General features: G+C 63.4%; 21 protein-coding genes. 12 read left to right on the top strand and 9 right to left on the bottom strand.

What is annotated here, in order from left to right:
• Positions 1-44: 44 nt before the first annotated feature.
• From SB772_RS13775 to tldD, 3 genes are all read left to right on the top strand, one after another.
• On the top strand, positions 45-4229 hold the full coding sequence (locus tag SB772_RS13775; RefSeq protein ID WP_410833802.1) for a YhdP family protein: 4185 nt from the start codon (positions 45-47) through the stop codon (positions 4227-4229).
• A 127-nt stretch (positions 4230-4356) separates the two neighbouring features.
• Positions 4357-5187, top strand: coding sequence for a carbon-nitrogen hydrolase family protein (locus tag SB772_RS13770; RefSeq protein WP_410833801.1), 831 nt, complete (start codon positions 4357-4359; stop codon positions 5185-5187).
• Positions 5188-5289: 102 nt separating this feature from the next.
• Positions 5290-6756: a metalloprotease TldD gene (gene tldD, locus SB772_RS13765; RefSeq protein WP_410833800.1), complete on the top strand. Its 1467-nt coding sequence runs from the start codon at positions 5290-5292 to the stop codon at positions 6754-6756.
• A 29-nt stretch (positions 6757-6785) separates the two neighbouring features.
• Here the strand turns inward: tldD and SB772_RS13760 are convergent, their stop codons facing one another.
• Positions 6786-7109: a hypothetical protein gene (locus tag SB772_RS13760; protein ID WP_410833799.1), complete on the bottom strand. Its 324-nt coding sequence runs from the start codon at positions 7107-7109 to the stop codon at positions 6786-6788.
• Between the two features lie 27 nt (positions 7110-7136).
• Between SB772_RS13760 and aroG the strand changes: the two genes are divergently transcribed.
• From aroG to SB772_RS13745, 3 genes are all read left to right on the top strand, one after another.
• Positions 7137-8210 carry a 3-deoxy-7-phosphoheptulonate synthase AroG gene (aroG, locus tag SB772_RS13755; protein WP_410833798.1) on the top strand — a complete coding sequence of 358 codons (1074 nt, stop codon included), beginning with the start codon at positions 7137-7139 and terminating at the stop codon, positions 8208-8210.
• A gap of 187 nt (positions 8211-8397) precedes the next feature.
• Positions 8398-8736, top strand: coding sequence for a type II toxin-antitoxin system RelE/ParE family toxin (locus SB772_RS13750; protein WP_410833797.1), 339 nt, complete (start codon positions 8398-8400; stop codon positions 8734-8736).
• A gap of 3 nt (positions 8737-8739) precedes the next feature.
• Positions 8740-9072, top strand: coding sequence for a helix-turn-helix domain-containing protein (locus SB772_RS13745; RefSeq protein WP_410833796.1), 333 nt, complete (start codon positions 8740-8742; stop codon positions 9070-9072).
• Between the two features lie 53 nt (positions 9073-9125).
• On the opposite strand, the gene hmpA is transcribed toward SB772_RS13745, so the two are convergent.
• Complete coding sequence (hmpA, locus tag SB772_RS13740) at positions 9126-10331, bottom strand: NO-inducible flavohemoprotein (protein WP_410833795.1); 1206 nt, start codon at positions 10329-10331, stop codon at positions 9126-9128.
• A 98-nt stretch (positions 10332-10429) separates the two neighbouring features.
• Positions 10430-10984, bottom strand: a complete 555-nt coding sequence (locus SB772_RS13735) for a cob(I)yrinic acid a,c-diamide adenosyltransferase (RefSeq protein WP_410834000.1) — start codon at positions 10982-10984, stop codon at positions 10430-10432.
• 210 nt (positions 10985-11194) lie between these two features.
• Between SB772_RS13735 and SB772_RS13730 the strand changes: the two genes are divergently transcribed.
• The 6 genes from SB772_RS13730 (at position 11195) to proC (ending at position 18387) form a co-directional block, all read left to right on the top strand.
• Positions 11195-12610, top strand: a complete 1416-nt coding sequence (locus SB772_RS13730; protein ID WP_410833794.1) for an FAD-binding oxidoreductase — start codon at positions 11195-11197, stop codon at positions 12608-12610.
• Between the two features lie 92 nt (positions 12611-12702).
• Complete coding sequence (locus tag SB772_RS13725; RefSeq protein ID WP_410833793.1) at positions 12703-14196, top strand: FAD-linked oxidase C-terminal domain-containing protein; 1494 nt, start codon at positions 12703-12705, stop codon at positions 14194-14196.
• A gap of 148 nt (positions 14197-14344) precedes the next feature.
• Positions 14345-15433, top strand: a complete 1089-nt coding sequence (gene glcE / locus SB772_RS13720) for a glycolate oxidase subunit GlcE (protein ID WP_410833792.1) — start codon at positions 14345-14347, stop codon at positions 15431-15433.
• Between the two features lie 8 nt (positions 15434-15441).
• The gene (glcF, locus tag SB772_RS13715) at positions 15442-16668 is read left to right on the top strand and encodes a glycolate oxidase subunit GlcF (RefSeq protein WP_410833791.1); all 1227 of its coding nucleotides are present in this window, start codon (positions 15442-15444) and stop codon (positions 16666-16668) included.
• 131 nt (positions 16669-16799) lie between these two features.
• Entirely contained in the window at positions 16800-17498 is a 699-nt protein-coding gene (locus tag SB772_RS13710) for a YggS family pyridoxal phosphate-dependent enzyme (protein ID WP_410833790.1), read from the top strand.
• Positions 17499-17571: 73 nt separating this feature from the next.
• Positions 17572-18387: a pyrroline-5-carboxylate reductase gene (gene proC / locus SB772_RS13705; RefSeq protein ID WP_410833789.1), complete on the top strand. Its 816-nt coding sequence runs from the start codon at positions 17572-17574 to the stop codon at positions 18385-18387.
• 91 nt (positions 18388-18478) lie between these two features.
• Here proC and ubiA read toward each other — a convergent pair whose 3' ends face one another.
• The 6 genes from ubiA to SB772_RS13675 all read right to left on the bottom strand — a co-directional run bounded on the left by ubiA (position 18479) and on the right by SB772_RS13675 (position 23218).
• The gene (gene ubiA / locus SB772_RS13700; RefSeq protein WP_410833788.1) at positions 18479-19342 is read right to left on the bottom strand and encodes a 4-hydroxybenzoate octaprenyltransferase; all 864 of its coding nucleotides are present in this window, start codon (positions 19340-19342) and stop codon (positions 18479-18481) included.
• A gap of 200 nt (positions 19343-19542) precedes the next feature.
• Entirely contained in the window at positions 19543-20031 is a 489-nt protein-coding gene (locus SB772_RS13695; RefSeq protein ID WP_054037764.1) for a Dps family protein, read from the bottom strand.
• A gap of 166 nt (positions 20032-20197) precedes the next feature.
• On the bottom strand, positions 20198-20362 hold the full coding sequence (locus SB772_RS13690) for a hypothetical protein (protein WP_410833787.1): 165 nt from the start codon (positions 20360-20362) through the stop codon (positions 20198-20200).
• Between the two features lie 75 nt (positions 20363-20437).
• Positions 20438-21892: a catalase gene (locus tag SB772_RS13685; protein WP_410833786.1), complete on the bottom strand. Its 1455-nt coding sequence runs from the start codon at positions 21890-21892 to the stop codon at positions 20438-20440.
• Positions 21893-21959: 67 nt separating this feature from the next.
• Positions 21960-22100, bottom strand: coding sequence for a hypothetical protein (locus tag SB772_RS13680; protein WP_410833785.1), 141 nt, complete (start codon positions 22098-22100; stop codon positions 21960-21962).
• A gap of 158 nt (positions 22101-22258) precedes the next feature.
• Complete coding sequence (locus SB772_RS13675) at positions 22259-23218, bottom strand: LysR substrate-binding domain-containing protein (protein WP_410833784.1); 960 nt, start codon at positions 23216-23218, stop codon at positions 22259-22261.
• Between the last annotated feature and the right edge of the window lie 99 nt (positions 23219-23317).

Here is a 23317-nt window from a genome sequence, read left to right as displayed (position 1 = left end):
TCGTCGTTAATTCGCAAAACTACCATACGCCCACCCGCCGCAGCATGTCCGAGCGAAACGAATCCGCCGACCCGCACGAAACCGGACAAGTCCGGCCTGCGAGCCGAAACGACCACGTCTTGCTGCATCGGACGTCGCACGTGGTGATGGCGCTCGTACTCGCCCTCTACTTCATCGCGGCGGGTCTGTTTCTCGGTTTGCGTTACGTGCTGCTGCCACGCATCGATTCTTTCCGGCCGCGTATCGAAGCCACCGTCTCCGACAAGCTGCACACACAATTCACCATCGGCAAGCTGGCGCCACACTGGAGTGGATTCCAGCCGGGCATCGACGTCACCGATATCGTCATCCGCGATCACGAAGGTAAAACCGCGCTGACCGTTCCGCACGCCACCGCAACGCTGTCGTGGAAGTCGCTCTGGCAATTTCATCCCGCACTTTCCACTCTGATCGTCGATCAGCCCGATGTGCTGGTCTCGCGCACCGGCGACGGCGTGCTTTCGGTGGCGGGCGTGCCGGTGCCGACCCGGCACAGCGGCAACGATACGCTGTCCACCTGGCTGTTGCGCCAGCAGGCGATCGTGGTGCGCGGCGGCGTCCTGCGCTGGCGCGATGCCCTGCACGATGCGCCGGAACTCGCGCTGCACGACATCCGCCTTGCGATTCTCAACGACGGTTACGATCACCGGCTCGCCCTGCAAGCGCCCGCCGAAGGCCAGGTCCTGCACGGCCCGCTCGATTTCCGCGCGCATTTCAAACACGCGCCGCGCTCCGCGATCGGCAAGCCGGTCAACTGGACCGGCCAGGTCTACGCATCGACCGGCCCGGTCGATTTGCCGACGCTCGCGCGCTACGTCAATTTCCCGATCGAATTGTTCGCAGGCCGCATCGACAACACGATCTGGGTCGATTTCGCCGATGGCCGCATGAAGTCGGCGGGCGGCCAGCTTGCCGGCACGGAAGTCTCGATGCGGGTGCGCCCCACCCAGCCCAAACTGGTCGTGCCGGTTGCCAACTTCTTGTGGCGCCTCGAAGCCGACCAGGACGACGACTACAAGCTGCAACTGAGCGATTTGCACGCCGAACTGGGCCAGCCGCCGCTCGACGACGGCACGCCGCTCACCCGCATCCTTGCACTATCGACGCTAAACAGCCGCTACCGGACGGCCACGCTGCAACATGGGCAGCTTGTCAGCGTCAGCGGCGACCGGGTCGATCTGGGCATCCTTGCGGAATTCAGCCGCGCGCTGCCGTTGCCGACCCGTTTGCTGAACAGCCTCGTGCGCTTCAACCCGCGCGGACTGGTGGCGAACTACGTCATCGAAGTCGAGCGCGGCAAACCGGAAGCCGGCGAAGCGGGCAGCGACCGCCGGCCGAGCGGCGCCGAACCGATCGAGCGTTATCGCTTCAAGGCCGATCTGCAAGGCATCAGCGTCGCCGCGCAGGAACCGCCGCCCGGGCTGACGGCGCTGAACCACCCGCGTGCCGGCATACCGGGCATCGAAAACCTGTGGGGCAGCGTCGATGCCGACGAAAACCACGGCTCGGCGCTTCTCAATACTTCAAACGTCGCGATCACGCTGCCGGGCGTGTTCGACGATCCGCGCCTGAAGCTCGACCACCTGCGCGGCCGCGCCGACTGGACCATTACGTCGAAGGCGCCGGGTGAGAACCACCGGGCGTTCACCGTGAAGGTGGCCGAGCTCGGCGCGTCCAACGCGGACGTCGCGGCCACCGCCACGGCCAATTACAGCAACCCCGGCCATGGGCGCGGCTCGCTCGATCTGAAAGCCGACTTCCAGCGCGCGCAGGTGACGCGCATCGTCCGCTATCTGCCGACCAGCATCAGCGAAAAGCTGCGCATCTATCTGGGCCACGGGCTGCAAGCCGGCACATCTCACGGCGCGACCATCGAAGTGCACGGCGATCTGACCAAATTCCCCTACGCGCGCGATCCGGGCGCCGGGCTCTTCCATGTCGTCGCGCCGTTCAAGGGCGCCAGATTCGACCCGTCGCCGTTCCCGCCGCGCAAGATGAAGAACGGCACGCCGAACGTGTGGCCGCCGCTGGATGGCATCGACGGTGTGTTTGAACTCCAGCAGAACGTGCTGCGCTTCGATATCGACCGCGCGCATTACAAGCGCGTCGCGCTAACAAAGGTGAGCGGCAAGATCGCCGACCTCGGCACCAAAGCGTCGAGCCTTGTCATCGATGGCGATGGACGCGGACCGCTCGCCGACATGCTCGACTACGTCAACGAAAGCTCGCTCGGCATCATGTCTAAACATGCGGCCGAGAAGGTGCGCGCCGAAGGGCCTGCGTCGCTCGCGCTCAAACTGACGGTGCCGCGCACGCCGAAACCGCATGTCGCCGTGGACGGCGCGGTCGGCTTCCAGAACAACCGCTTGACGGTCGAGAACGTGCCGCCGCTGTCGCAACTGAACGGCAAGGTGCGCTTCACCGAACATACCGCGCAAACCGACTGGCTCTCCGGCCAGTTCATGGGCGGCGACGTGCACGCGAATGGCGGGTTGAAGCAGGACGGCACGTATGCGGTGAATGTCGGCGGTCATATCGCCGTCGATGCAGCGCGCGGTCTCAATCTGCATGGCCCGGCCGAACAGGTGCTGACGCGCTTGAGCGGCAGCGCGCCGTACGCGCTCAACGTGCGCGGCGCCCGCGGGCGGCTGCCGGAAGTGACGGCGAATTCCGATCTGAGGGGCCTCGCGCTCGACTTCCCCGCCCCGTTCAACAAGCCGGCAGGCACGCCGATGCCGCTGCGCTTTTCCGTCAGCCCTTCGGCGACGGCGAGCGAATCCGGCCTGGAACGCGCCGACCTGACCTTCGGCCCGATCGCCGCCACCTATTTGCTGCGCTACCAGCCGAAAACGCCGCCGACCGTCGTGGTGGGCGCGATCGGCGTGAACCGCCCTGCCGAATTACCGTCCGAAGGCGTGATCGCCGCTGTCGACGTCCAAGCTTTCGACGCCGACGCATGGCGCGCGCTCGTCACGCAGATGCGCAACAAGCAAGCGCCCGCTGCCCCGCCGGCCGCGCCGAATAGCACCCTCGCACAATTCCTGCCGAGCCGCTTCGCGCTGCACATCGGCACGCTGACGCTGCTCAAGCGCCACTGGGAAAGCGTGATCGTCGGCGCGTCGCATGCGGACGGGAAATGGCAGGCCAATATCGCGTCGAACCAGGTGTCCGGTCACGTCTCGTGGCTGCCGGGCGCCACCAGGGAATCGCCGGGCACGCTGCAAGCGCGCTTCGCCCGCATGGTGATTCCGTCGGCCACTGACAAAGACCTGCTCGGCCAGGCGATCTCGGCGCCGGCGCAGAACATGCCGTCGATCGATCTGGTCGTCAACGAGCTGATCGTGCGCGATCGCAACATCGGCCGCCTCGAAGTCGACGCGCACAATTTCGACGAAGACGGCGTACCGGTCTGGCAACTCGACAAGCTCGACATCAGCAACCCCGCCGCCACGCTGACCGCCACCGCGAACTGGCGCACCTCGACGGGTCTTGGCAACACCGCCGACGAAACGACGCCGCGCCGCACTGTGTTCGATTTCAAGCTCGACATCAAGGACGCCGGCGCGCTGCTGGAGCGGGCCGGCCAGCCGCGCACGCTCAAGGGCGGCAGCGGCACGCTGTCAGGCAAGGTGGTGTGGCGCGGCGGCCCGACCGCGATCGACTATCCGACGCTCAACGGCAATCTGGCTGTCGATCTGCGCCATGGCCAGATTCTCAAGGTCGATCCGGGCGTTGCCAAGCTGCTGGGCGTGCTGAGCCTGCAAAGTCTTGCGCGCTTCCTCACGCTGAATTTCCGCGACGTGATCGGCGAAGGGCTGCCATTCGAACATGTCACCGGCACTGGCGAGATCCATAACGGCATCGGCCGCACCGAGAACTTCGAGATGGTCACGGCGCCGGCGCGCGTTCAAATGAAGGGGTCGGTCGACCTGGCGCAGGAAACCGAGGATCTGCACGTCGAGATCGTGCCGACCGTCAGCGCGGGCTCCGCGGTGATCGCCGCGACCGTGGTCAATCCGCTGCTCGGCCTGGGTGCGCTGGTGGCCGACCTGGCATTCAGCAAGTCGGTCGCCAGCGCATTCGAGCGCGACTATGCGATCACCGGTTCGTGGTCGAAACCGCACATCGAGCGGGTGAAGAGCGATCGCGGTAAGATGGACGCTCCGGCTTCTGCCGTGGAAGCACACTGAGCCCTGTTCGAACAGATTCGACGAATAGCGCGCGGTGCCGCGCCGGCGGCCCCAGCCAGCCTTGATCGACGTATGCGGCGCAGACGGTTAGCGCCGCCGCCTTTGCCGGGAGTTGTTCGAAACGCTCATGAGCGAACCACACGTCCAATCAATTTCGTCCTACCGTGTCGCCGCGCTGCAAATGGTGAGCACGCCCGATCGCGAACGCAACCTTGCCGAAGCGGCGCGCCTGATCGCCGAAGCCGCTGCCGGCGGCGCCCAACTCGTCCTGCTGCCTGAATACTTCTGCTTCATGGGCTTCAAGGACACGGACAAACTCGCCGTGCGCGAAGCCTACCAGGACGGTCCGGTCCAGCGCTTTCTCGCCGACGCCGCCCGCCGTCACAAGGTCTGGGTGATCGGCGGCACCTTGCCGCTGATGGCGCCGGAAGCCTCGCGCGTGCTGAACACCACCCTGGTGTTCGACCCGCAAGGCAACGAGGCGGCGCGCTACGACAAGATCCATCTGTTCAACTTCGAAAAGGGCGACGAATCGTTCGACGAAGCACGCACGATCCGCCCCGGCGGCGAGGTTCGCACCTTCGAGGCCCCGTTCGGCCGCGTCGGCCTGTCGGTCTGCTACGATCTGCGCTTTCCGGAGCTGTACCGGCGCATGGGCGACTGCGCGCTGATCGTGGTGCCGTCGGCGTTCACTTACACCACCGGCCGCGCGCATTGGGAAATGCTGCTGCGCGCCCGGGCAGTCGAAAACCAGTGTTACGTACTGGCCGCCGCGCAAGGCGGCAAACATGAAAACGGCCGCCGGACCTGGGGCCACAGCATACTGATCGACCCGTGGGGCGAGATCGTCGCGGTGCGCGACGAAGGCGCCGGCGTGGTGGCCGGCAATCTCGAGCGTGCACGCATCGACGAAGTGCGGCAGAGTCTGCCCGCCTGGCGTCATCGCGTGCTCAGTTAGTTGCTGAGTCGTGTTGACCTGACATTGAAACTGCGGCGCTTCCAGCTCATAGAGTGACGTGGCGCTAACCGAATCCTTCGTATCGAGCTGAACATACTTCGCATGAACATCATCGAACCCGGTATCCGTAATCTCGTCACCGCCAAGGACATTCTCCTGACGCCCTACGGTCTCGACGAATCCCTGCTCACCCGCACGCTCGCCGAAATCTTCACGCACAAGATCGACTACGCGGACCTGTATTTCCAGGCCACGCGCAGCGAAGCGTGGAGTCTCGAAGAAGGCATCGTGAAGTCGGGCAGCTTCAGCATCGACCAGGGCGTCGGCGTGCGCGCCGTGTCGGGCGACCGTACGGCCTTCGCTTATTCGGACGACCTCTCGCCCGAAGCGATCCGTCAGGCGGCCATCGCCACGCGAGCGATCGCCAAGGCGGGCGGGGGCAAGCAGAAGGTGAAGGTGGCGTCGTCGCTGACCGGCATCTCCGGGCGCGATCTGTACCTGCCGTCCGACCCGCTGCATTCGCTCGACGCAACCGCCAAGGTCAAACTACTCGAGCGCATCGAACAGATGGCGCGCGGCCGCGATCCGCGCATCCAGCAGGTGATGGCAGGCCTCGCCGGCGAATACGACGTGGTGCTGGTGGCGCGCAGCGACGGTGGCTTCGCGGCCGATATCCGTCCGCTGGTGCGCGTGTCGGTCACGGTGATCGCCGAACAGAACGGCCGCCGCGAAATCGGCAGCGGCGGCGGCGGCGGCCGCTTCGACTACGGCTATTTCACCGATGAAGTATTGTCGCGCTACGTCGACGACGCGGTGCATGCGGCGCTGGTCAACCTCGACGCCCGGCCGGCGCCGGCCGGCGCCATGACCGTCGTGCTCGGACCCGGCTGGCCCGGCGTGTTGCTGCACGAAGCGATCGGCCATGGCCTCGAAGGCGACTTCAACCGCAAGGGTTCGTCGGCGTTCGCTGGCCGCATCGGCGAGCGGGTTGCCGCGAAGGGCGTGACCGTGGTCGACGACGGCACGCTGCCGAACCGCCGCGGCTCGCTCAATATCGACGACGAAGGCAATCCGACCCAGTGCACGACGCTGATCGAAGACGGCATCCTGAAGGGCTACATCCAGGACACGCTGAACGCGCGTCTGATGAAGATGCCGGTCACCGGCAATGCGCGCCGCGAATCGTACGCCGCGCTGCCGATGCCGCGCATGACCAACACGTACATGCTCAACGGCGATAAAGACCCGCAAGAAATCATCGCGTCCGTGAAGAACGGTTTGTACGCGGTGAACTTCGGCGGCGGCCAGGTCGATATCACGAACGGCAAGTTCGTGTTTTCGGCCTCCGAGGCGTACATGATCGAAAACGGCAAGGTCACCTACCCGGTCAAGGGCGCAACACTGATCGGCAGCGGCCCGGAATCGCTCAAGTACGTCAGCATGATCGGCAACGACATGAAGCTCGATTCGGGTGTGGGCGTGTGCGGCAAGGAAGGCCAGAGCGTGCCGGTGGGCGTTGGCCAGCCTACTCTGCGGATCGACCGCATGACGGTTGGCGGTACGGCCTGATTTTGATGCAGACGCATACTTCGAGCACGTTACGCGCGAGGTATGCGGATTTCCCGCATTTTTTCACCCTTCGGCTTGCCAGCCGAGCCTGCGCGGGTTATAAAGTCACTTACCCTTTTTGACCAACGACCTATTTCGCCATGTCCGCCAAGTTTTATTTTTACTTTTTTTGGCATCTCAGACCGCTGGCGGATCGAGAGGGGTGTTAGTGCACGCAAGACACCGAGAATTCCCGAAAAACCGCCAGCCAGCCTGGCGGTTTTTTTTCGCCTCACGTCTTTGAAACTTTTTTTTGATTGTCGTCCGCTCTGGCATCGCTGCCTCATCGCCGCCTTTCCTGCCTGCGCGAACACGCTACGAACCGATTCAGGAGAATAACCATGCCCCCGCACAACACCGACGATGTCCGCATCCGAGAATTGAAAGAACTCACGCCGCCCGCTCACCTGATCCGCGAATTCGCCTGCGACGAAACGGTATCCGAAGTGATCTACAACTCGCGCAACGCGATGCATCGCATCCTGCACGGCATGGAGGACCGGCTGATCGTCGTCATCGGACCGTGCTCGATTCATGACACGAAGGCGGCGATGGAATACGCCGGGCGTCTCGTCGAACAGCGCAAGCGGTTCGCCGGCGAACTGGAAGTCGTGATGCGCGTGTACTTCGAAAAACCGCGCACGACGGTGGGCTGGAAGGGTCTCATCAACGACCCGCATATGGACAATAGCTTCAAGATCAATGACGGCCTGCGCACTGCGCGCGAGCTGCTGCTGCGCATCAACGAACTCGGGCTGCCGGCCGGCACCGAATACCTCGACATGATCAGCCCGCAGTACATCGCCGATCTGATCTCGTGGGGCGCGATCGGTGCGCGCACCACCGAGTCGCAAGTGCATCGTGAACTGGCTTCGGGACTGTCGTGCCCGGTCGGCTTCAAGAACGGCACGGACGGCAACGTCAAGATCGCCGTCGACGCAATCAAGGCCGCATCACAACCGCACCATTTCCTGTCGGTCACCAAGGGCGGTCACTCGGCGATCGTTTCGACCGCAGGCAATGAGGACTGCCACATCATCCTGCGCGGCGGCAAGACGCCGAACTACGACGCGGACAGCGTCAATGCCGCGTGCGCCGACATCGGCAAGGCCGGTCTTGCTGCGCGTCTGATGATCGACGCGAGCCACGCGAACAGTTCGAAGAAGCACGAGAATCAGATTCCGGTGTGCGCGGATATCGGCCGTCAGATTGCTTCCGGCGACGAACGGATCGTCGGCGTAATGGTGGAGTCGCATCTGGTTGCGGGCCGCCAGGATCTGCAGGAAGGCTGCGCGCTGACGTACGGCCAGAGCATCACCGATGCCTGCATCGGCTGGGACGACAGCGTCGGTGTGCTGGAAGGACTCGCCGATGCGGTCAAGCAACGGCGTGTGGCACGCGGCAGCGGCAACTAAAGGCCTTGTGCAGCGGCTGTAGTAAGTTCATCGAAAAACCCGGCTCATCGAGCCGGGTTTTTTGTTAGCCAAACGGACTAATGGTGCTTCATGAGCCGCCTCTGTACCGTAACAACTCATCACCGGGTCGAATAGGACTTGACCGGGTTGGACGTTACGTATAAGATTTTGTACATGAAAGGCGGCTATGGAGCAGGAAAAAGAAATTCGCTGGATGGGCTCCAGCTATCGCGATTTACTGGCCTTTCCCGAAGAGCCGCGCCGTCAGGCCGGGTTCCAACTTGGCAAGATTCAGGCAGGTCTGGACCCCGACGACTGGAAACCGTTTGATGCGATCGGCGCCGGAACGCGCGAGATTCGCATCAGGGAAGCAGACGGTATTTATCGCGTGATGTACGTGACAAAGTTCGTGGAAGCGTTGTACGTGCTGCATTGCTTCCGGAAAAAGACGCAGAAGCTGGGACAGCACGATAGAAACATTGCAGAGACGCGGTATCGCGCCATAGTCAACGATAGGAAAACTTAGCAAATGACGATCGACACCAAAATCCGTCACGTGACAAAACCCGGTGCAAACCTGTTCCTCGAACTCGGCTTTTCCGCTGAAGAAGCCAAGCGCTTGCACGCCGCGTCACAAAAACAGATCAACGACACGCGCCGGCTCAAAGAGCAGTTGATGACCGAACTGTCTAGCTGGATCGAGCAGCATCACCTCAAGCAAGCGGAGGCTGCCGAGATTCTGATGGTGTCGCGGCCGCGCGTATCCGACGTGGTCAACAAAAAGACCACCAAGTTCACCATCGATACCCTGGTCGAAATGATGAGCCGGATCGGCAAGCCGGTTACGCTGGCGGTCGGTTGAGGCGCACGGCGCTTCATATGTGTTTTTGCACGCGTTTGCCGTGCGCCCTCGCTTTATTCCACTACGCCTGAACCGAACACTTCGGTGTGAATCCGCGCCGCGTCCACACCAAGCGCGGCCAACGCGTCGCACTGCGCACGCATGAACGGCACCGGCCCGCAGATGTAGTAATCCGCATCGGGCACGATCACCTTGTCAGCGATTTTCGCCACATCGAGGCGACCTTCGAAGTCGTAGTCGATGCCGGCACGGTCGGTCGCTTCAATGGCCTCGTAGAACACCACGCGCGTGACGTTAGGATGTGTTGCGACCTGGTCGTTCAACCACTGCCGGAACGCGTGCACGCGGCCGTTGCGGCACGCATGCCCAAAGGTCACGCTCCGTTCGCTCTGATCCGCGAGCAACGTGGCCAACATCGAGGTCATCGGCGTCACGCCCACGCCGCCGCTCATCAGCACCACCGGCGTAGTTTTCTTACGGTCGAGCGTGAAGTCGCCCATCGGTGCGCTGACATGCACCACCGCGCCCACTTCGACACCGTCGTGCAGCAGGTTGGACACGTAACCCGGCGCCGTGTCTTCGCGGCCTGCCTCACGCTTCACCGAGATACGCAGCCATTTGCCGTTCGGCGCATCCGACAAACTGTATTGCCGCGGCTGGTCGACGCCAAGTTCATCGACAAAGCGCTTCACGCTCAGATATTGACCGGGTTCGAAGCCGCAAGCCGGCGAACCGTCGGCGGGCGTCAGATAGAACGACGTGATTTCATCGCTCTCCACCTCCTTGCGCGCGACCTTGAACGGCCGGAAGCCGCTCCATGCGGCGCCTTGATAAAGCTTCGCCTCCGCGCCGACAAAAATGTCGGCGAGTTGCCCGTACGCGACTTCCCACGCGCCGAGCGTCTCCTGATCGACCGCATCGCCCAACACGTCGACAATCGCGCCCAGCAGGTGACGCCCCACGATCGGATATTGCTCCGGCCGGATATTCAGGCTGGCGTGCTTATGGGCGATGCGCGAGACAGCCGGGCCCAGTGCGCCGAGGTTGTCGATATTCGCCGCATACGCGTACACCGCCTTCGCCAGCGTTTCCGGTTGACTGCCGCTCTTCTGGTGGGTCTGGTTGAACACGTTCTTCAACTCGGGATGGTGCGCGAACATGCGCTTGTAGAAGTGCCTGGTGATGGTCGTGCCATGTTCGGCAAGAACGGGAACCGTGGCTTTGACGCGGGCAATCTGGTCGGCAGTGAGGGCGGTCATCGGTGCTTCTCCTTAAAGATGTATTTACAATACCTTTTTAAGAAGAAATTTTGACCCGGACAGATTGTCACAGGGCCAAAGCGGGATGAAGAGCGGTTCTAGCCGGCGCCGCGCTCGTGCTGCCACAGCACGTCGCTGCCGCCGTCCGCGCGATTGAGCACGCGCGCCAGCACGAACAGCAGGTCGGACAGCCGGTTCACATACTGGCGCGGCGCGGGATTGATCGTTTCCACCTCGCCGAGCGCGACGATCGCGCGCTCGGCGCGGCGGCACACGGTGCGGCATACGTGCGCGAGCGCGGCCGCGCGCGAGCCGCCCGGCAGGATGAACTCCTTCAATGGCGGCAAGGTCGTGTTGTAGTCGGTGAGCCAGTCGTCGAGTTGGCCGAGATGCTTGTCGGTAATCATCGTGTGGCCGGGAATGCAGAGTTCGCCGCCAAGGTCGAACAGGTCGTGCTGAATCGCGACCAGCGCCGCGCGCGCCTTGTCGGGCAGCGTTTCGCACAGCAACACGCCGAGATTCGAATTGAGTTCGTCGACATCGCCGATCGCGGCAATGCGCGCATCGTCTTTACGCACGCGGCGGCCGTCGCCGAGACCGGTGGTGCCGTCGTCGCCCGTCCGGGTGACGATCTTGCTCAAGCGGTTGCCCATGATGTCTCCCATCCCTTTCAGTGACGATGCATCCGCGCAGGCCAACCGCCCGGCCACCGCGTTAGCCACCGCGTTTATCCATATTGCGCGCATTGCGAAGTCGCCGCCATTATAGGACCGGCAGCCGGCCTCGACGCCGGCCCGTGGGCGATCGGCGTAAAATGGATCGCCAGTTGTGGAACGGCTCTGCCCCAATATCAGGAGACATGCGTGAACCATCCCGTGCCGCCGGCCCCACTGCGCCGGCCGTTTCCCGCCGAGTTGCTGAGCGCGCTCAAAGCCGTCTTTGCCGAACGTGTGTCGACTGCCGAAGCCGTGCGCGCCCATCATGGCCGCGATGAATCGCCGTTCGATCCGCAACTGCCCGACGCCGTCGTGTTCGCGCGCAATACCGAAGACGTCCAAACCATCGTCAAGCTGTGCGGCCAGTACAACGTGCCGGTCATCCCCTACGGCAACGGCTCGTCGCTCGAAGGGCATCTGCTGGCGGTGCAAGGCGGCGTGTCGATCGATCTGTCGGAAATGAACCGCGTGCTGTCGATCAATGCGGAAGACCTCACGGTCACCGTCGAGCCTGGCATCTCGCGCAAGCAACTGAACGAAGCGCTGCGCGACACCGGCCTGTTTTTCCCGATCGACCCGGGCGCGGACGCGAGCATCGGCGGCATGTCGGCCACGCGCGCGTCGGGCACCAACGCCGTGCGCTACGGCACGATGCGCGAGAACGTGCTCGGGCTGACGGTGGTTCTGGCCGACGGCCGCGTGATCAAAACCGGCACGCGGGCGCGCAAGTCGTCGGCGGGTTATGACCTCACGCGCCTGTTCGTCGGTTCGGAAGGCACGCTCGGCGTGATCACGGAAATCACCGTGCGCCTCTATCCGCAGCCGGAAGCGGTCTCGGCGGCGGTATGCGCGTTTCCGTCGATGGGCGATGCGGTGCGCGCGGTCATCGAAACGATTCAGATCGGCGTGCCGGTCGCGCGTGTCGAATTCGTCGACTCGCTCGCGATCCGCTCGATCAATAGTCATTCGAATCTGACGTTGCGCGAGGCGCCGACGCTCTTCTTCGAATTCCACGGCACCGAAGCCGGTGTAAAAGAACAGGCCGAACTGGTGCAGGAGATCGTCGCGCAGAATGCCGGCGAAGGCTTCGAATGGGCGACCCGGCCGGAAGACCGCAGCCGCCTGTGGAACGCGCGCCACAACGCCTATTTCGCGATGCTGCAACTGAAGCCCGGCTGCCGCGCGGTCACCACCGACGTCTGCGTGCCGATCTCGCGCCTCGCGCAATGCGTGGTGGAAACGGAACAGGATCTGAAGGTATCGCCGCTGCCCTGCCCGATCGTCGGCCATGTCGGCGACGGCAATTTCCACGTCGCGATCCTGATCGACCCGGACAAGCCCGAAGAACTCGCCGAAGCCGAGCGTCTGAACGAGCGCATCGTCCAGCGCGCGCTGCGCATGGACGGCACCTGCACCGGCGAGCACGGCGTCGGCTTGCACAAGATGAACTTCCTGCTCGAAGAACACGGTGAAGTCGCCGTCGATACGATGCGCTCGATCAAGCACGCGCTCGATCCGCGCAATCTGATGAACCCGGGCAAGATTTTTTCGTGGGCAGCTTGAGGCGCCGTTGACGCGCGGTTCAAGCGCCGCAGCCGCAGCCGCTGTTGAGCTCGAGCGGCACGAAGGGTGAAAAGTACGAGGAGACGAGTCACATGAACGCACCCGCCGAACTGACGGCCGAAGTGCTCGCCCAGCGCCAGCGCGAAGTCGTGCAGGCGCTGATGGCCGTGCTGCCGACCCATTGTCTGCTGTATCGCGAAGAAGACACCGTGGCCTACGATTGCGACGGCCTGGCCGCCTATCGGCGGCTGCCGCTCGCCGTCGCGCTGCCGGAGACGGAATCGCAAGTGCAGCGCATCGTGCAGATCTGCCACCGGCTCGACGTGCCGATCGTGCCACGCGGCGCGGGCACCGGCTTGTCGGGCGGCGCGATGCCGATTCGTCACGGCGTGGTGGTGTCGCTCGCGCGCTTCAGGAAGATCGTCGAAGTCGATTCGTACGCGCGTACCGCAACGGTGCAACCGGGCGTGCGCAATCTGTCGATTTCCGAGGCCGCCGCGCCGTACGGCTTGTACTACGCACCCGATCCGTCGTCGCAGATCGCCTGCACGATCGGCGGCAACGTGTCGGAGAATTCGGGTGGCGTGCACTGCCTCAAATACGGCCTCACCGTGCACAACGTGTTGCGCGTGCGCGCCGTGACGATGGAAGGCGACATCGTCGAATTCGGCTCGCTTGCGCCGGACGCGCCGGGGCTCGATCTGCTCGCGGTGTTGATCGGCAGCGAAGGGATGTTCGCGATCGTCACCGAGGTCACCGTCAAGCTGATTCCGAAGCCGCAAACCGCGCAGGTCATCATGGCCAGTTTCGACGACGTCGTTAAAGGCGGCGATGCGGTCGCCAGCATTATCGCGGCGGGCATCATTCCGGCCGGTCTGGAGATGATGGACAAACCGGCGACGCGCGCCGTCGAAGAATTCGTCAACGCGGGCTACGACCTCGACGCAGCAGCGATCCTGCTATGCGAATCGGACGGCACACCCGAAGAAGTCGCCGACGAAATCGTGCGTATGACCGCGGTGCTGCGCGAACACGGCGCAACCCGCATCCAGATTTCGCGCTCGGAAAACGAACGGCTGCGCTTCTGGTCGGGGCGCAAGAACGCCTTTCCGGCCGCCGGCCGCATTTCGCCCGACTACTACTGCATGGACGGCACGGTCCCGCGCCGCAGCATCGGTCCATTGCTCGCGCGCATCGAAGTCATGGAAAAGAAATACAGCCTGCGCTGCATCAATGTGTTCCATGCCGGCGACGGCAACATGCATCCGCTGATTCTGTTCAACGGCAACGACATGGACGAATGGCACCGGGCCGAAGCGTTCGGTGCCGACATTCTTGAGACGTGCGTCGAACTGGGCGGCACGGTGACGGGCGAGCACGGCGTCGGCATCGAGAAGATCAACTCGATGTGCGTACAGTTCTCGCCCGAAGAGCGCGACGCGTTTCACGCGGTCAAGCGCGCTTTCGATTCGCCCGGTCTGCTGAATCCGGACAAGGGCATCCCGACGCGCGCGCGTTGCGCCGAGTACGGCAAGATGCACGTACGCGGCGGCTTGCTGCCGCATCCGGAACTGCCGCGATTTTAAGCATTTTCGACCCGCCGACGCGCTGCGCATACCTTGCGCCGGCGGCTCATCCCTAGTCCCACCCTGATTACCCGATGCGGGTCCGCTCCGGGTTGCCAGCGAGCCCCCGCCCGGTACAATCAAGCGAAACACAACGAAGCGGGACACCATGGAAGAGGACGACATCGTCGCCGTTTGGTCCGACCGCGTGCGTTCGGCCAGTGCCGAAGGCCGCACGTTGCGCATCCGTGGCGGTGGCACCAAAGATTGGTACGGTCAGACGCTGGAAGGTGACATCCTCGACACGCGCGCTTATCGCGGCATCATCGCCTACGACCCGGCCGAGCTCGTCATTACCGCGCGCGCGGGCACGCCCCTGCTGGAGATCGAGGCCGCGCTCGCCGAACACCATCAGATGCTCGCCTTCGAGCCGCCGCACTTCGGCCCGCAGGCCACCTTCGGCGGCTGCATCGCGGCGGGCATCGCCGGTCCGCGCCGGCCGGCCGCAGGCGCCGCGCGCGACTTCGTGCTCGGCGCGGTGATCATGAACGGCCAAGGGGAGACACTGCATTTCGGCGGCCAGGTGGTGAAGAACGTCGCCGGTTATGACGTGTCCCGTTTGATGGCAGGCTCGCTCGGCACCTTGGGGTTGATCCTCGAACTGTCCATTAAAGTGCTGCCGCTGCCGCAGGCCGAAACCACCCTCAAATTCGACATGAACGGCACCGACGCGGTCCGCAAGCTCAACGAATGGGGCGGCCGGCCATTGCCGATCACGGCGAGCGCATGGCGTCACGGCACGCTAGTCGTGCGGCTGGCGGGCGCGGAAGCGGCGGTCAAGGCGGCCCGCTCGGCGCTCGGCGGAGAGGTGGTCGATGCGGTCGAAGCGGAGCGCTTCTGGGCCGGCTTGCGCGAACAGACCGACCCGTTCTTTTCGGCGATCGCGCCGAAGGCCGCGCTGTGGCGCCTCGCACTGCCGTCGATCACCGAACCGCTGCAACTGCCCGGCGCGCAACTGATGGAATGGGGCGGCGGCCAACGCTGGTGGATCACCGACGCCGACGCGCAAACCGTGCGCATCAGCGCGAAACAGGCCGGCGGCCACGCCACGATCTTCCGCACCGGTCACGGCTACGACCGCAGCGCCGGGGTATTCACGCCGCTGCCCGCGCCTTTGATGAAGATCCATCGCGGCCTGAAAGCCGCCTTCGACCCCGCCCGCATCTTCAATCGCGGCCGGCTCTATCCCGACTTCTGAGCGACGCGATGCAAACCAACCTCGCGGACTTCATTCGCAACACGCCCGACGGCGACGAAGCTGACGCCATCCTGCGCAAGTGCGTGCACTGCGGTTTCTGCACGGCCACTTGCCCGACCTATCAACTGCTCGGCGACGAACTCGATGGCCCACGCGGGCGCATCTATCTGATCAAGCAGATGGTCGAAGGCGCGGAGGCCACACGCAGCACCCAGCTCCACCTCGACCGCTGCCTGACCTGCCGCAGTTGCGAGACCACCTGCCCATCCGGCGTGCAATATGGCCGGCTGGTCGAGATCGGCCGCAAGATCACCGAAGAGAAAATCACGCGCCCGCTCGGTCAGCGGCTGGTGCGCCGGCTGCTCGCGAGCTTCGTGCCCAACAGCGCGCTGTTCACGCCGACCATGCGCCTCGGCCAGCACGTGCGCCCGCTGCTGCCGAAGAAGCTGCGCGACAAGGTGCCCGCGCGGCAGCGTGCGCTCGAATGGCCGAGCGCGAAACATTCCCGCAAGATGCTGATGCTGGCCGGCTGCGTGCAACCGTCGATGATGCCGAACATCAACATTGCGACCGCGCGGGTGCTCGACGCACTCGGCGTCGAAACGCTGGTGGCACCCGAAGCCGGCTGCTGCGGCGCGATCCGTCTGCATCTGGGCTACAACGACGAAGCGCTCGACGACCTGCGCGCCAACATCGATGCATGGTGGCCGTACATCGAAGAGGGCGTGGAAGCGATCGTGATGAACGCGTCCGGGTGTGGCGCGACGGTCAAGGAATACGCGCACCTGCTGCGCAACGATCCGGCGTATGCGCAGAAGGCGCGCCGCGTCGTCGAATTGACGCGCGACATCTCGGAGATCCTGCCGGAATTCGAAGCAGCGCTGGTCGCCGTTACGCGCCGCCGCGCGATTCATACGGTCGCGTTCCATCCGCCGTGCACGCTGCAGCATGGTCAGCAGTTGCGCGGCAACGTCGAACACCTGCTGACGGCGCTCGGCATCGAAGTGCGGCTGCCTGCCGACAGTCATCTGTGCTGCGGCTCGGCAGGCACCTATTCATTGACGCAGCCGAAGCTCTCGTACGCGCTGCGTGACCAGAAGCTCGAACGGCTGCACGCGCAGGAGCCACAAGTGATCGTGTCGGCGAACGTCGGCTGCATCGCGCATCTGCAAAGCGGCACGTCCACGCCGGTCGCGCATTGGATCGAACTGGTGGAGCATATTCTGTCCGCTTGAGACGAGTGGGGGCAGCGGCATGTCACATGCCGCTGCCTTCGCTCTCGTGAGACGCTCCCGGCAACGGCGCGATGCGACGACGTCCGTATAATCCGTTACATCGTCTTTCGCTGGACTTCCGGTTCCGTTCCATGCCCGATCTGATTCACAACCTCGAAGCGGTGCAGCAGCGCATCGCCCTCGCCGCGCATGCCGCCGGACGCGACGCGCGTTCGATTGCCCTGCTTGCGGTCTCGAAGACATTTCCCGCCGAAGACGTGCGCGCCGCCTACGCGGCCGGCCAACGCGCGTTCGGCGAGAACTACGTGCAGGAAGCCATCACCAAGATCGAGGCGCTGGCCGATCTGCGGGCGTCGATCGAATGGCATTTCATCGGACCATTGCAATCGAACAAGACGCGGCCGGTCGCCGAGCATTTCGACTGGGTGCATTCGGTCGATCGGCTGAAGATCGCGCAGCGTCTGGCCGAGCAGCGCCCGGATAGCCTGCCGCCGCTGAACGTGTGCCTGCAGGTGAATATCAGCGGCGAGGCGTCGAAGAGCGGCGTCAGCATCTCAGAGGCCGCGGAAGTCGCGCGGGAAATCGCCGCGCTGCCGAAGTTGCGTTTGCGCGGCCTGATGGCAATTCCGGAACCGGCCGGCAATATCGACGAGCAACGCGCACCGCACCGGCAATTGCGCGAACTGTTCGAGCGTCTGCGCGACGACGGGCTCGAACTCGATACGCTCTCGATGGGCATGTCGGGCGACCTCGAAGCCGCAGTGCTGGAAGGCGCGACCATCGTACGCGTCGGCACTGCGATCTTCGGCGCGCGAGATTACGCTAACTGACCTTTGCGGGACGCTTTGGTCTCCCTGACGGGACACCTCACGAGCCATCTTTCTGGACATCTTTCGGAACATCATGAAAATTGCTTTTATCGGCGGCGGCAACATGGCTGCCGCGTTGATCGGCGGCCTCATCAAGCGCGGTGTCGCGCCCGCCGACCTCTACGCGATCGACCCCAACGAAGACGCGCGCAAGCGCAATGAAGCGCAATTCGGCATCCGTACGGCTGCCGCGGCGGACGCCGCGCTCGCGTCGTACGACGCCGTCGTGCTGGCGGTGAAGCCGCAGATTCTGAAGAGCGTCGCGCAAGGCCTCGCACCGCATCTGAACGCCGCGCAACTGGCGATCAGCATCGTCGCGGGCATTCGCATGGATGACATGTCGCGCTGGCTGAACGGCCACACCCGCATCGTGCGTGTGATGCCGAATACGCCGGCGCTGATCGGCATGGGTGTCGCGGGCCTCGCGGCTACCGCCGGCGTCGATGAAGCGGGCCGCGCGCTCGCCTCGCAGGTGCTCGGCGCGGTCGGCGAAACGGTCTGGTTCGACGACGAAGCGAAAATCGACGCCGTCACCGCGATCTCGGGCAGCGGCCCCGCCTACGTGTTCTATTTCATCGAAGCGTTGCAGGAAGCCGCGCGCCAACTCGGCATGGACGAAGCGCAAGGCCGCGCGCTGGCGGTCGCGACCTTCACCGGCGCGGCTCAACTGGCGGCGAACTCCGACGAGCCGCCCAGCCTGTTGCGCGAGCGTGTGACGTCTAAGGGCGGCACCACCGCCGCCGCGCTGACGTCGTTCGACGCCAGCGGAATCAAGGATGCGATCGTGCGCGGCGTGCTCGCCGCCGACGCGCGCGCCAGGGAAATGGGCGACGAGTTCGGCAAGCAATAAGCAATCGGGAAGTGGCCCGGACCAGAACGCCGCGCGGTGGATCAATCCGTAGCGGCGTCGGCAGCCCGAATGAAGAAGAAGCGCGGGAAAATCAGAACGAAGCCGCCGCGTAATGCGCGGCAATGCCGGCAAACAACGCGCCGCCGAGCCAATTGTTATGACGGAACGCCGCGAAGCACGGCATCCGTTCGCGGTTGCGGATCAGCGTGTAGTGATAGATCGCGCAGCCCACCGCAGCCGCCCATCCCAGCCAGTACAGCACGCCAAAACCCAGCATCACGCCGATGCCGACGTAAATCCCCAACGTCACGGCATAACAGAGCATGATCGCGGCCACGTCGAAGCGGCCGAAGGTCAGCGCCGAGGTGCGGATGCCGATCTTGATGTCGTCGTCGCGATCGACCATGGCGTATTCGGTGTCGTACGCAACCGACCAGAACACGTTGGCCAGCAGCATCACCCACGCGAGCATCGGCACATGATCCTGAATCGCGGCAAACGCCATCGGGATGCCGAAGCCGAACGCGATGCCGAGATAAGCCTGCGGAATCGCGAAGAAGCGCTTGGTGAACGGATACGAGCCGGCGACGAACAGCGCCGCCACTGACAACTCTTTTGTCAGCGTGTTGAGCGGCAGAATCAGCAGAAACGCCAGCAGCGACAAACCGGCCGCCAGCGCCACCGCTTCCCACGCCTTGATCTTGCCCGACGTGATCGGACGGTTTTCAGTGCGCTTCACATAGCGATCGAAATCGCGATCCGCGTAATCGTTGATCGCGCAGCCCGCCGAGCGCATCAGCACGGTGCCCACCGTGAAGATCACCAGCAGCGGCCACGAAGGATGGCCGTCGGATGCGATCCACAGCGCGTTGAGCGTGGGCCACAGCAGCAGCAGGCTGCCGATCGGCTTGTCCATGCGCACGAGGCGCAGATACAGAGGAAGTCTGGCGAACATGGCGGATTCGGGGAAGTGCAGGCGGTGCCGCTATTTTACGGGATGCGGGCGACGGGCAGCGTCCGGGCGAGCAGGGCCTGGCTCATCGCCCGATCCGGCGCTGCAAAAAACAAAAGCCTCCCGCGAAGAGAGGCTTTTGTTTTGGTTCAACGCGAACGGCCAATGCGCCGCGCTGAACCCGGGCGAAACGCCGAGGGCGCTTAAGCCAGCATCGAGCGCAGCATCCACGCGGTCTTTTCATGCGTTTGCATGCGCTGCGTGAGCAGGTCGGCCGTCGGCTCGTCGTTAGCGGCTTCCGTCGACGGGAAAATTGCGCGGGCGGTACGCACCACGGCTTCCTGACCTTCCACCAGTTGGCGGATCATGTCTTCCGCGGCCGGCACGCCGTCCGCTTCCGGAATCGACGACAGCTTGGCGAATTCCTTGTAGCTGCCCGGCGCATGCACGCCCAGCGCGCGGATACGTTCAGCGATCGAATCGACTGCCAGCGCGAGCTCGTTGTACTGCGTTTCGAACATCAGGTGCAGCGTGTTGAACATCGGGCCCGTCACGTTCCAGTGAAAGTTATGGGTCTTCAGGTACAGCGTGTAGGTGTCGGCGAGCAGGCGCGACAGACCTTCTGCGATCTTCTTGCGATCCTTGTCGCTGATCCCGATGTTGACGTGCTGGACGGCTTCTTTCTTGGCCATGACGACTCCTTTGAAGAGTGATACGAACCGGTCGGCTGATTTCGGCTAATTGACGATTTGCAGATTGGCAAGCCGGAAACATTGGACCGCTCGCCAGTTTATCTTAGAAACTGACGCCACTTATGTGACGCACCGTCACTCGCGAAGCGTGAACGCTGCATGTCAATCAGCTGCCGAGCGCGTGTTGCAGCGCTTGCGCAACGATCACCGCCAGTCCGCTCGTGACGATCGCGAAACCCACTGCGCGGCGCAGCATCCATGCTTGCTGCTGTTGCCGCACGCGGCGTGCGGCAACAGAGCCGCCAATGGTGGACATCATCATCTGGATCATGATCGTGCTCCGTCGATTCGTATCAAAACCGGCAGGGCGCCGATGCGCCCTGCCTTGCTGCATCACTTCAACTGCTTACTTCTTGTTGCCTTCAGCGAGCTCGGCGATCGCCGCGATCACGCCTTGCGCATACGCCGGATCGGCGCGGCGGAAATGCTCGATCTGACGCGCGACGATGTCCTCCGGCACGCCATTGATATGCCGTGCGATGTTGCCGAACAGCCGCTTGCGTTGCGCCGTATCGAACAACTGGAACAGCAAGCCCGGCTGGCTGTAGTAATCCTCATCCGCGCGATGGTCGTAACGGTCGACTGCACCCGCTGCGAGCGGCGGTTCCGACGCATTGCGGTCCTGCGCGAAGTCGCCGAAACGATTCGGCTCGTAATTCACGTTGCCGCCGAGGTTGCCGTCCGTGCGCATCGCACCGTCGCGATGGAATGAATGCGGATTCGGCACGCGCGACGTGTTCACCGGAATCTGATGGTGATTGATGCCGAGACGATAGCGCTGCGTGTCGCCGTACGAGAACAAACGCCCCTGCAAAAGGCGGTCCGGCGAGAAGCCGATACCAGGAACCACGTTCGCCGGCGTGAACGCCGCTTGTTCGACGTCCGCGAAATAGTTCGCCGCGTTGCGATTCAACTCGATGGTGCCGACATCGATCAACGGAAAGTCCTTCTGCGACCACACTTTCGTGATGTCGAACGGGTTGTAGCGATAGCTCGCCGCGTGCGCTTCGGGCATCACCTGAATGGCGAAACGCCATTTCGGGAAGTTGCCATCATCGATGTTCGAGACCAGATCGCGCTGCGCGCTTTCGCGATCCTGCGCGACGACCTGCGCCGCTTCCGCGTCGGTGTAGTTCTCGATGCCCTGCATCGACTTGAAATGGAACTTCACCCAGAAACGCTCGTTGTTCGCGTTGATGAACGAGTACGTGTGCGAACCGAAGCCGTGCATCCGCCGGTAGTTCTTCGGAATGCCGCGATCGCTCATCAGAATCGTCACCTGATGCAGCGACTCCGGATGACGCGACCAGAAATCCCACGCCGCGACATTGCTGCGCATGTTGGTATAAGGATCACGCTTTTGCGTGTGAATGAAGTCCGGAAACTTGAGCGGATCGCGGATGAAGAACACCGGCGTGTTGTTGCCGACCACGTCCCAGTTGCCTTCTTCCGTGTAGAACTTGATCGAGAAACCGCGCACGTCGCGCTCCGCATCGGCGGCGCCGCGTTCGCCCGCCACCGTCGAGAAGCGCATGAAGAGCGGCGTTTCCTTGCCGACTTCGGCGAACACTTTGGCCTTCGTGTAGCGCGAAATGTCGTGCGTGACTTTCAGCGTGCCGAATGCGCCCGAGCCTTTCGCGTGAACACGGCGTTCGGGAATCACTTCGCGGTCGAAATGGGCGAGCTTTTCGAGCAGCCAGACGTCTTGCAGGACGACCGGACCGCGCACGCCGGCGGTCATCGAGTTCTGGTTGTCAGCGACGGGTGCGCCGGCTGCATTGGTGAGCTTACGTTCGGACATGCGGAACTCCTGGGTTGCTTTGATCGGAAAGAAAAATACGGGGGCGCGGCGCGCCAGGGCTGATGATTTAAGCGGACAAAACCCGATCGACCAGCAAGGACATGGCGACCGTGCGCATGCCGAGCATCGACGCGGCGAACGAGCCGGTGACGGGACGAGAAGATTGAGCGGCGACGGCCTGGACTTGCTGCGGGTTCGATTGCGTCATGATTTCCTCCGGGTCTTGTGCGGATCGGGCGATCCATGGAGGGAACTATATCAATGCTATCAAATTATAGTATTTGATTAATTTTATCTATTCGATAGGCATAACCACTTGTCGCCGCTTGCCCGCTGCGGAGGGCGGCGAGCCGGCATGGGCGCCAATTAGTTGACGGCGACGGGCAGATCGAGTTTTCTCACGCCAGGCAGATCGCAGGCGTTGACGGCGTCGCAGATCGCCTCGATGGCGGGCATGCGCGTAAAGCTTTTGCGCCAGGCGAGCACGACACGGCGATCCGGTACGGGTTCGTCGAAGGCGACGTAGCTGAGCAGGCCCGAATCGATGCCGCCAGCGTGCGGCTTGACTTCATTTACCGACATGCGCGGCAGCACGGTAATACCGACGCCGCTCGCGACCATATGACGGATCGTTTCCAGCGACGAACCTTCGAAGGTTTTCTGGATGCCGTCCGCATTCTGCGAGAAGCGCATCAGTTCGGGGCAGACGCCCAGCACATGATCGCGGAAGCAGTGGCCGCTGCCGAGCAGAAGCATGGTTTCCTGCTTCAGGTCGTCCGCGTCGATTTTCAGACGGTTCTCCCACGCGTGGCCGGACGGCAGCGCGACGACGAACGGCTCGTCGTAGAGCGGGCGCAGCATCAGGCCCGTTTCCGGGAACGGCAACGCCATGATGGCGACGTCGATTTCGCCTTGTTTGAGCAGTTCGATCAGCTTGAGCGTGTAGTTTTCCTGCAGCATCAGCGGCATTTGCGGGACACGCCTGATCATCTGTTTGACGAGCGTGGGCAGCAGGTACGGCCCGATCGTATAGATGATACCGAGGCGCAGCGGCCCGACTAGCGGGTCTTTGCCTTGTTTGGCGATCTCTTTGATGGCGAGCGTTTGTTCTAGAACGCGTTGTGCTTGCGTGACGATTTGCTCGCCGATCGGCGTGACGCTGACTTCGCTGGTGCCGCGCTCGAAGATTTGCACGTTGAGTTCATCTTCGAGCTTTTTGATTGCTACCGACAGCGTCGGCTGGCTGACGAAACACGCCTCGGCGGCCCGGCCGAAGTGCCGTTCGCGCGCTACCGCGACGATGTATTTCAATTCAGTGAGCGTCATTGGGGACCAATCAAGGCGATATTTCGATAGGTTCTAGTTATACACCCATAGGGTCGGTTCGCCAACTTTTTGGTTTTTTTGTCTGCGCGGCGCAGCGAC

Origin of the sequence: Paraburkholderia sp. SIMBA_030 (assembly GCF_046535245.1) — a bacterium.
Classification (GTDB): Bacteria; Pseudomonadota; Gammaproteobacteria; order Burkholderiales; family Burkholderiaceae; genus Paraburkholderia.
This window is presented reverse-complemented; position numbering and strand designations above follow the sequence as displayed.

What these genes read in the sequence shown, in the direction of transcription:
- SB772_RS13775 (WP_410833802.1), top strand. Translation starts at nt 45, where the DNA reads ATGTCCGAGCGAAACGAATCCGCCGACCCGCACGAAACCGGACAAGTC.
- SB772_RS13770 (WP_410833801.1), top strand. Translation starts at nt 4,357, where the DNA reads ATGAGCGAACCACACGTCCAATCAATTTCGTCCTACCGTGTCGCCGCG.
- tldD (WP_410833800.1), top strand. Translation starts at nt 5,290, where the DNA reads ATGAACATCATCGAACCCGGTATCCGTAATCTCGTCACCGCCAAGGAC.
- aroG (WP_410833798.1), top strand. Translation starts at nt 7,137, where the DNA reads ATGCCCCCGCACAACACCGACGATGTCCGCATCCGAGAATTGAAAGAA.
- SB772_RS13750 (WP_410833797.1), top strand. Translation starts at nt 8,398, where the DNA reads ATGGAGCAGGAAAAAGAAATTCGCTGGATGGGCTCCAGCTATCGCGAT.
- SB772_RS13745 (WP_410833796.1), top strand. Translation starts at nt 8,740, where the DNA reads ATGACGATCGACACCAAAATCCGTCACGTGACAAAACCCGGTGCAAAC.
- hmpA (WP_410833795.1), bottom strand. Translation starts at nt 10,331, where the DNA reads ATGACCGCCCTCACTGCCGACCAGATTGCCCGCGTCAAAGCCACGGTT.
- SB772_RS13735 (WP_410834000.1), bottom strand. Translation starts at nt 10,984, where the DNA reads ATGGGCAACCGCTTGAGCAAGATCGTCACCCGGACGGGCGACGACGGC.
- SB772_RS13725 (WP_410833793.1), top strand. Translation starts at nt 12,703, where the DNA reads ATGAACGCACCCGCCGAACTGACGGCCGAAGTGCTCGCCCAGCGCCAG.
- glcE (WP_410833792.1), top strand. Translation starts at nt 14,345, where the DNA reads ATGGAAGAGGACGACATCGTCGCCGTTTGGTCCGACCGCGTGCGTTCG.
- glcF (WP_410833791.1), top strand. Translation starts at nt 15,442, where the DNA reads ATGCAAACCAACCTCGCGGACTTCATTCGCAACACGCCCGACGGCGAC.
- SB772_RS13710 (WP_410833790.1), top strand. Translation starts at nt 16,800, where the DNA reads ATGCCCGATCTGATTCACAACCTCGAAGCGGTGCAGCAGCGCATCGCC.
- proC (WP_410833789.1), top strand. Translation starts at nt 17,572, where the DNA reads ATGAAAATTGCTTTTATCGGCGGCGGCAACATGGCTGCCGCGTTGATC.
- ubiA (WP_410833788.1), bottom strand. Translation starts at nt 19,342, where the DNA reads ATGTTCGCCAGACTTCCTCTGTATCTGCGCCTCGTGCGCATGGACAAG.
- SB772_RS13695 (WP_054037764.1), bottom strand. Translation starts at nt 20,031, where the DNA reads ATGGCCAAGAAAGAAGCCGTCCAGCACGTCAACATCGGGATCAGCGAC.
- SB772_RS13690 (WP_410833787.1), bottom strand. Translation starts at nt 20,362, where the DNA reads ATGATCCAGATGATGATGTCCACCATTGGCGGCTCTGTTGCCGCACGC.
- SB772_RS13685 (WP_410833786.1), bottom strand. Translation starts at nt 21,892, where the DNA reads ATGTCCGAACGTAAGCTCACCAATGCAGCCGGCGCACCCGTCGCTGAC.
- SB772_RS13680 (WP_410833785.1), bottom strand. Translation starts at nt 22,100, where the DNA reads ATGACGCAATCGAACCCGCAGCAAGTCCAGGCCGTCGCCGCTCAATCT.
- SB772_RS13675 (WP_410833784.1), bottom strand. Translation starts at nt 23,218, where the DNA reads ATGACGCTCACTGAATTGAAATACATCGTCGCGGTAGCGCGCGAACGG.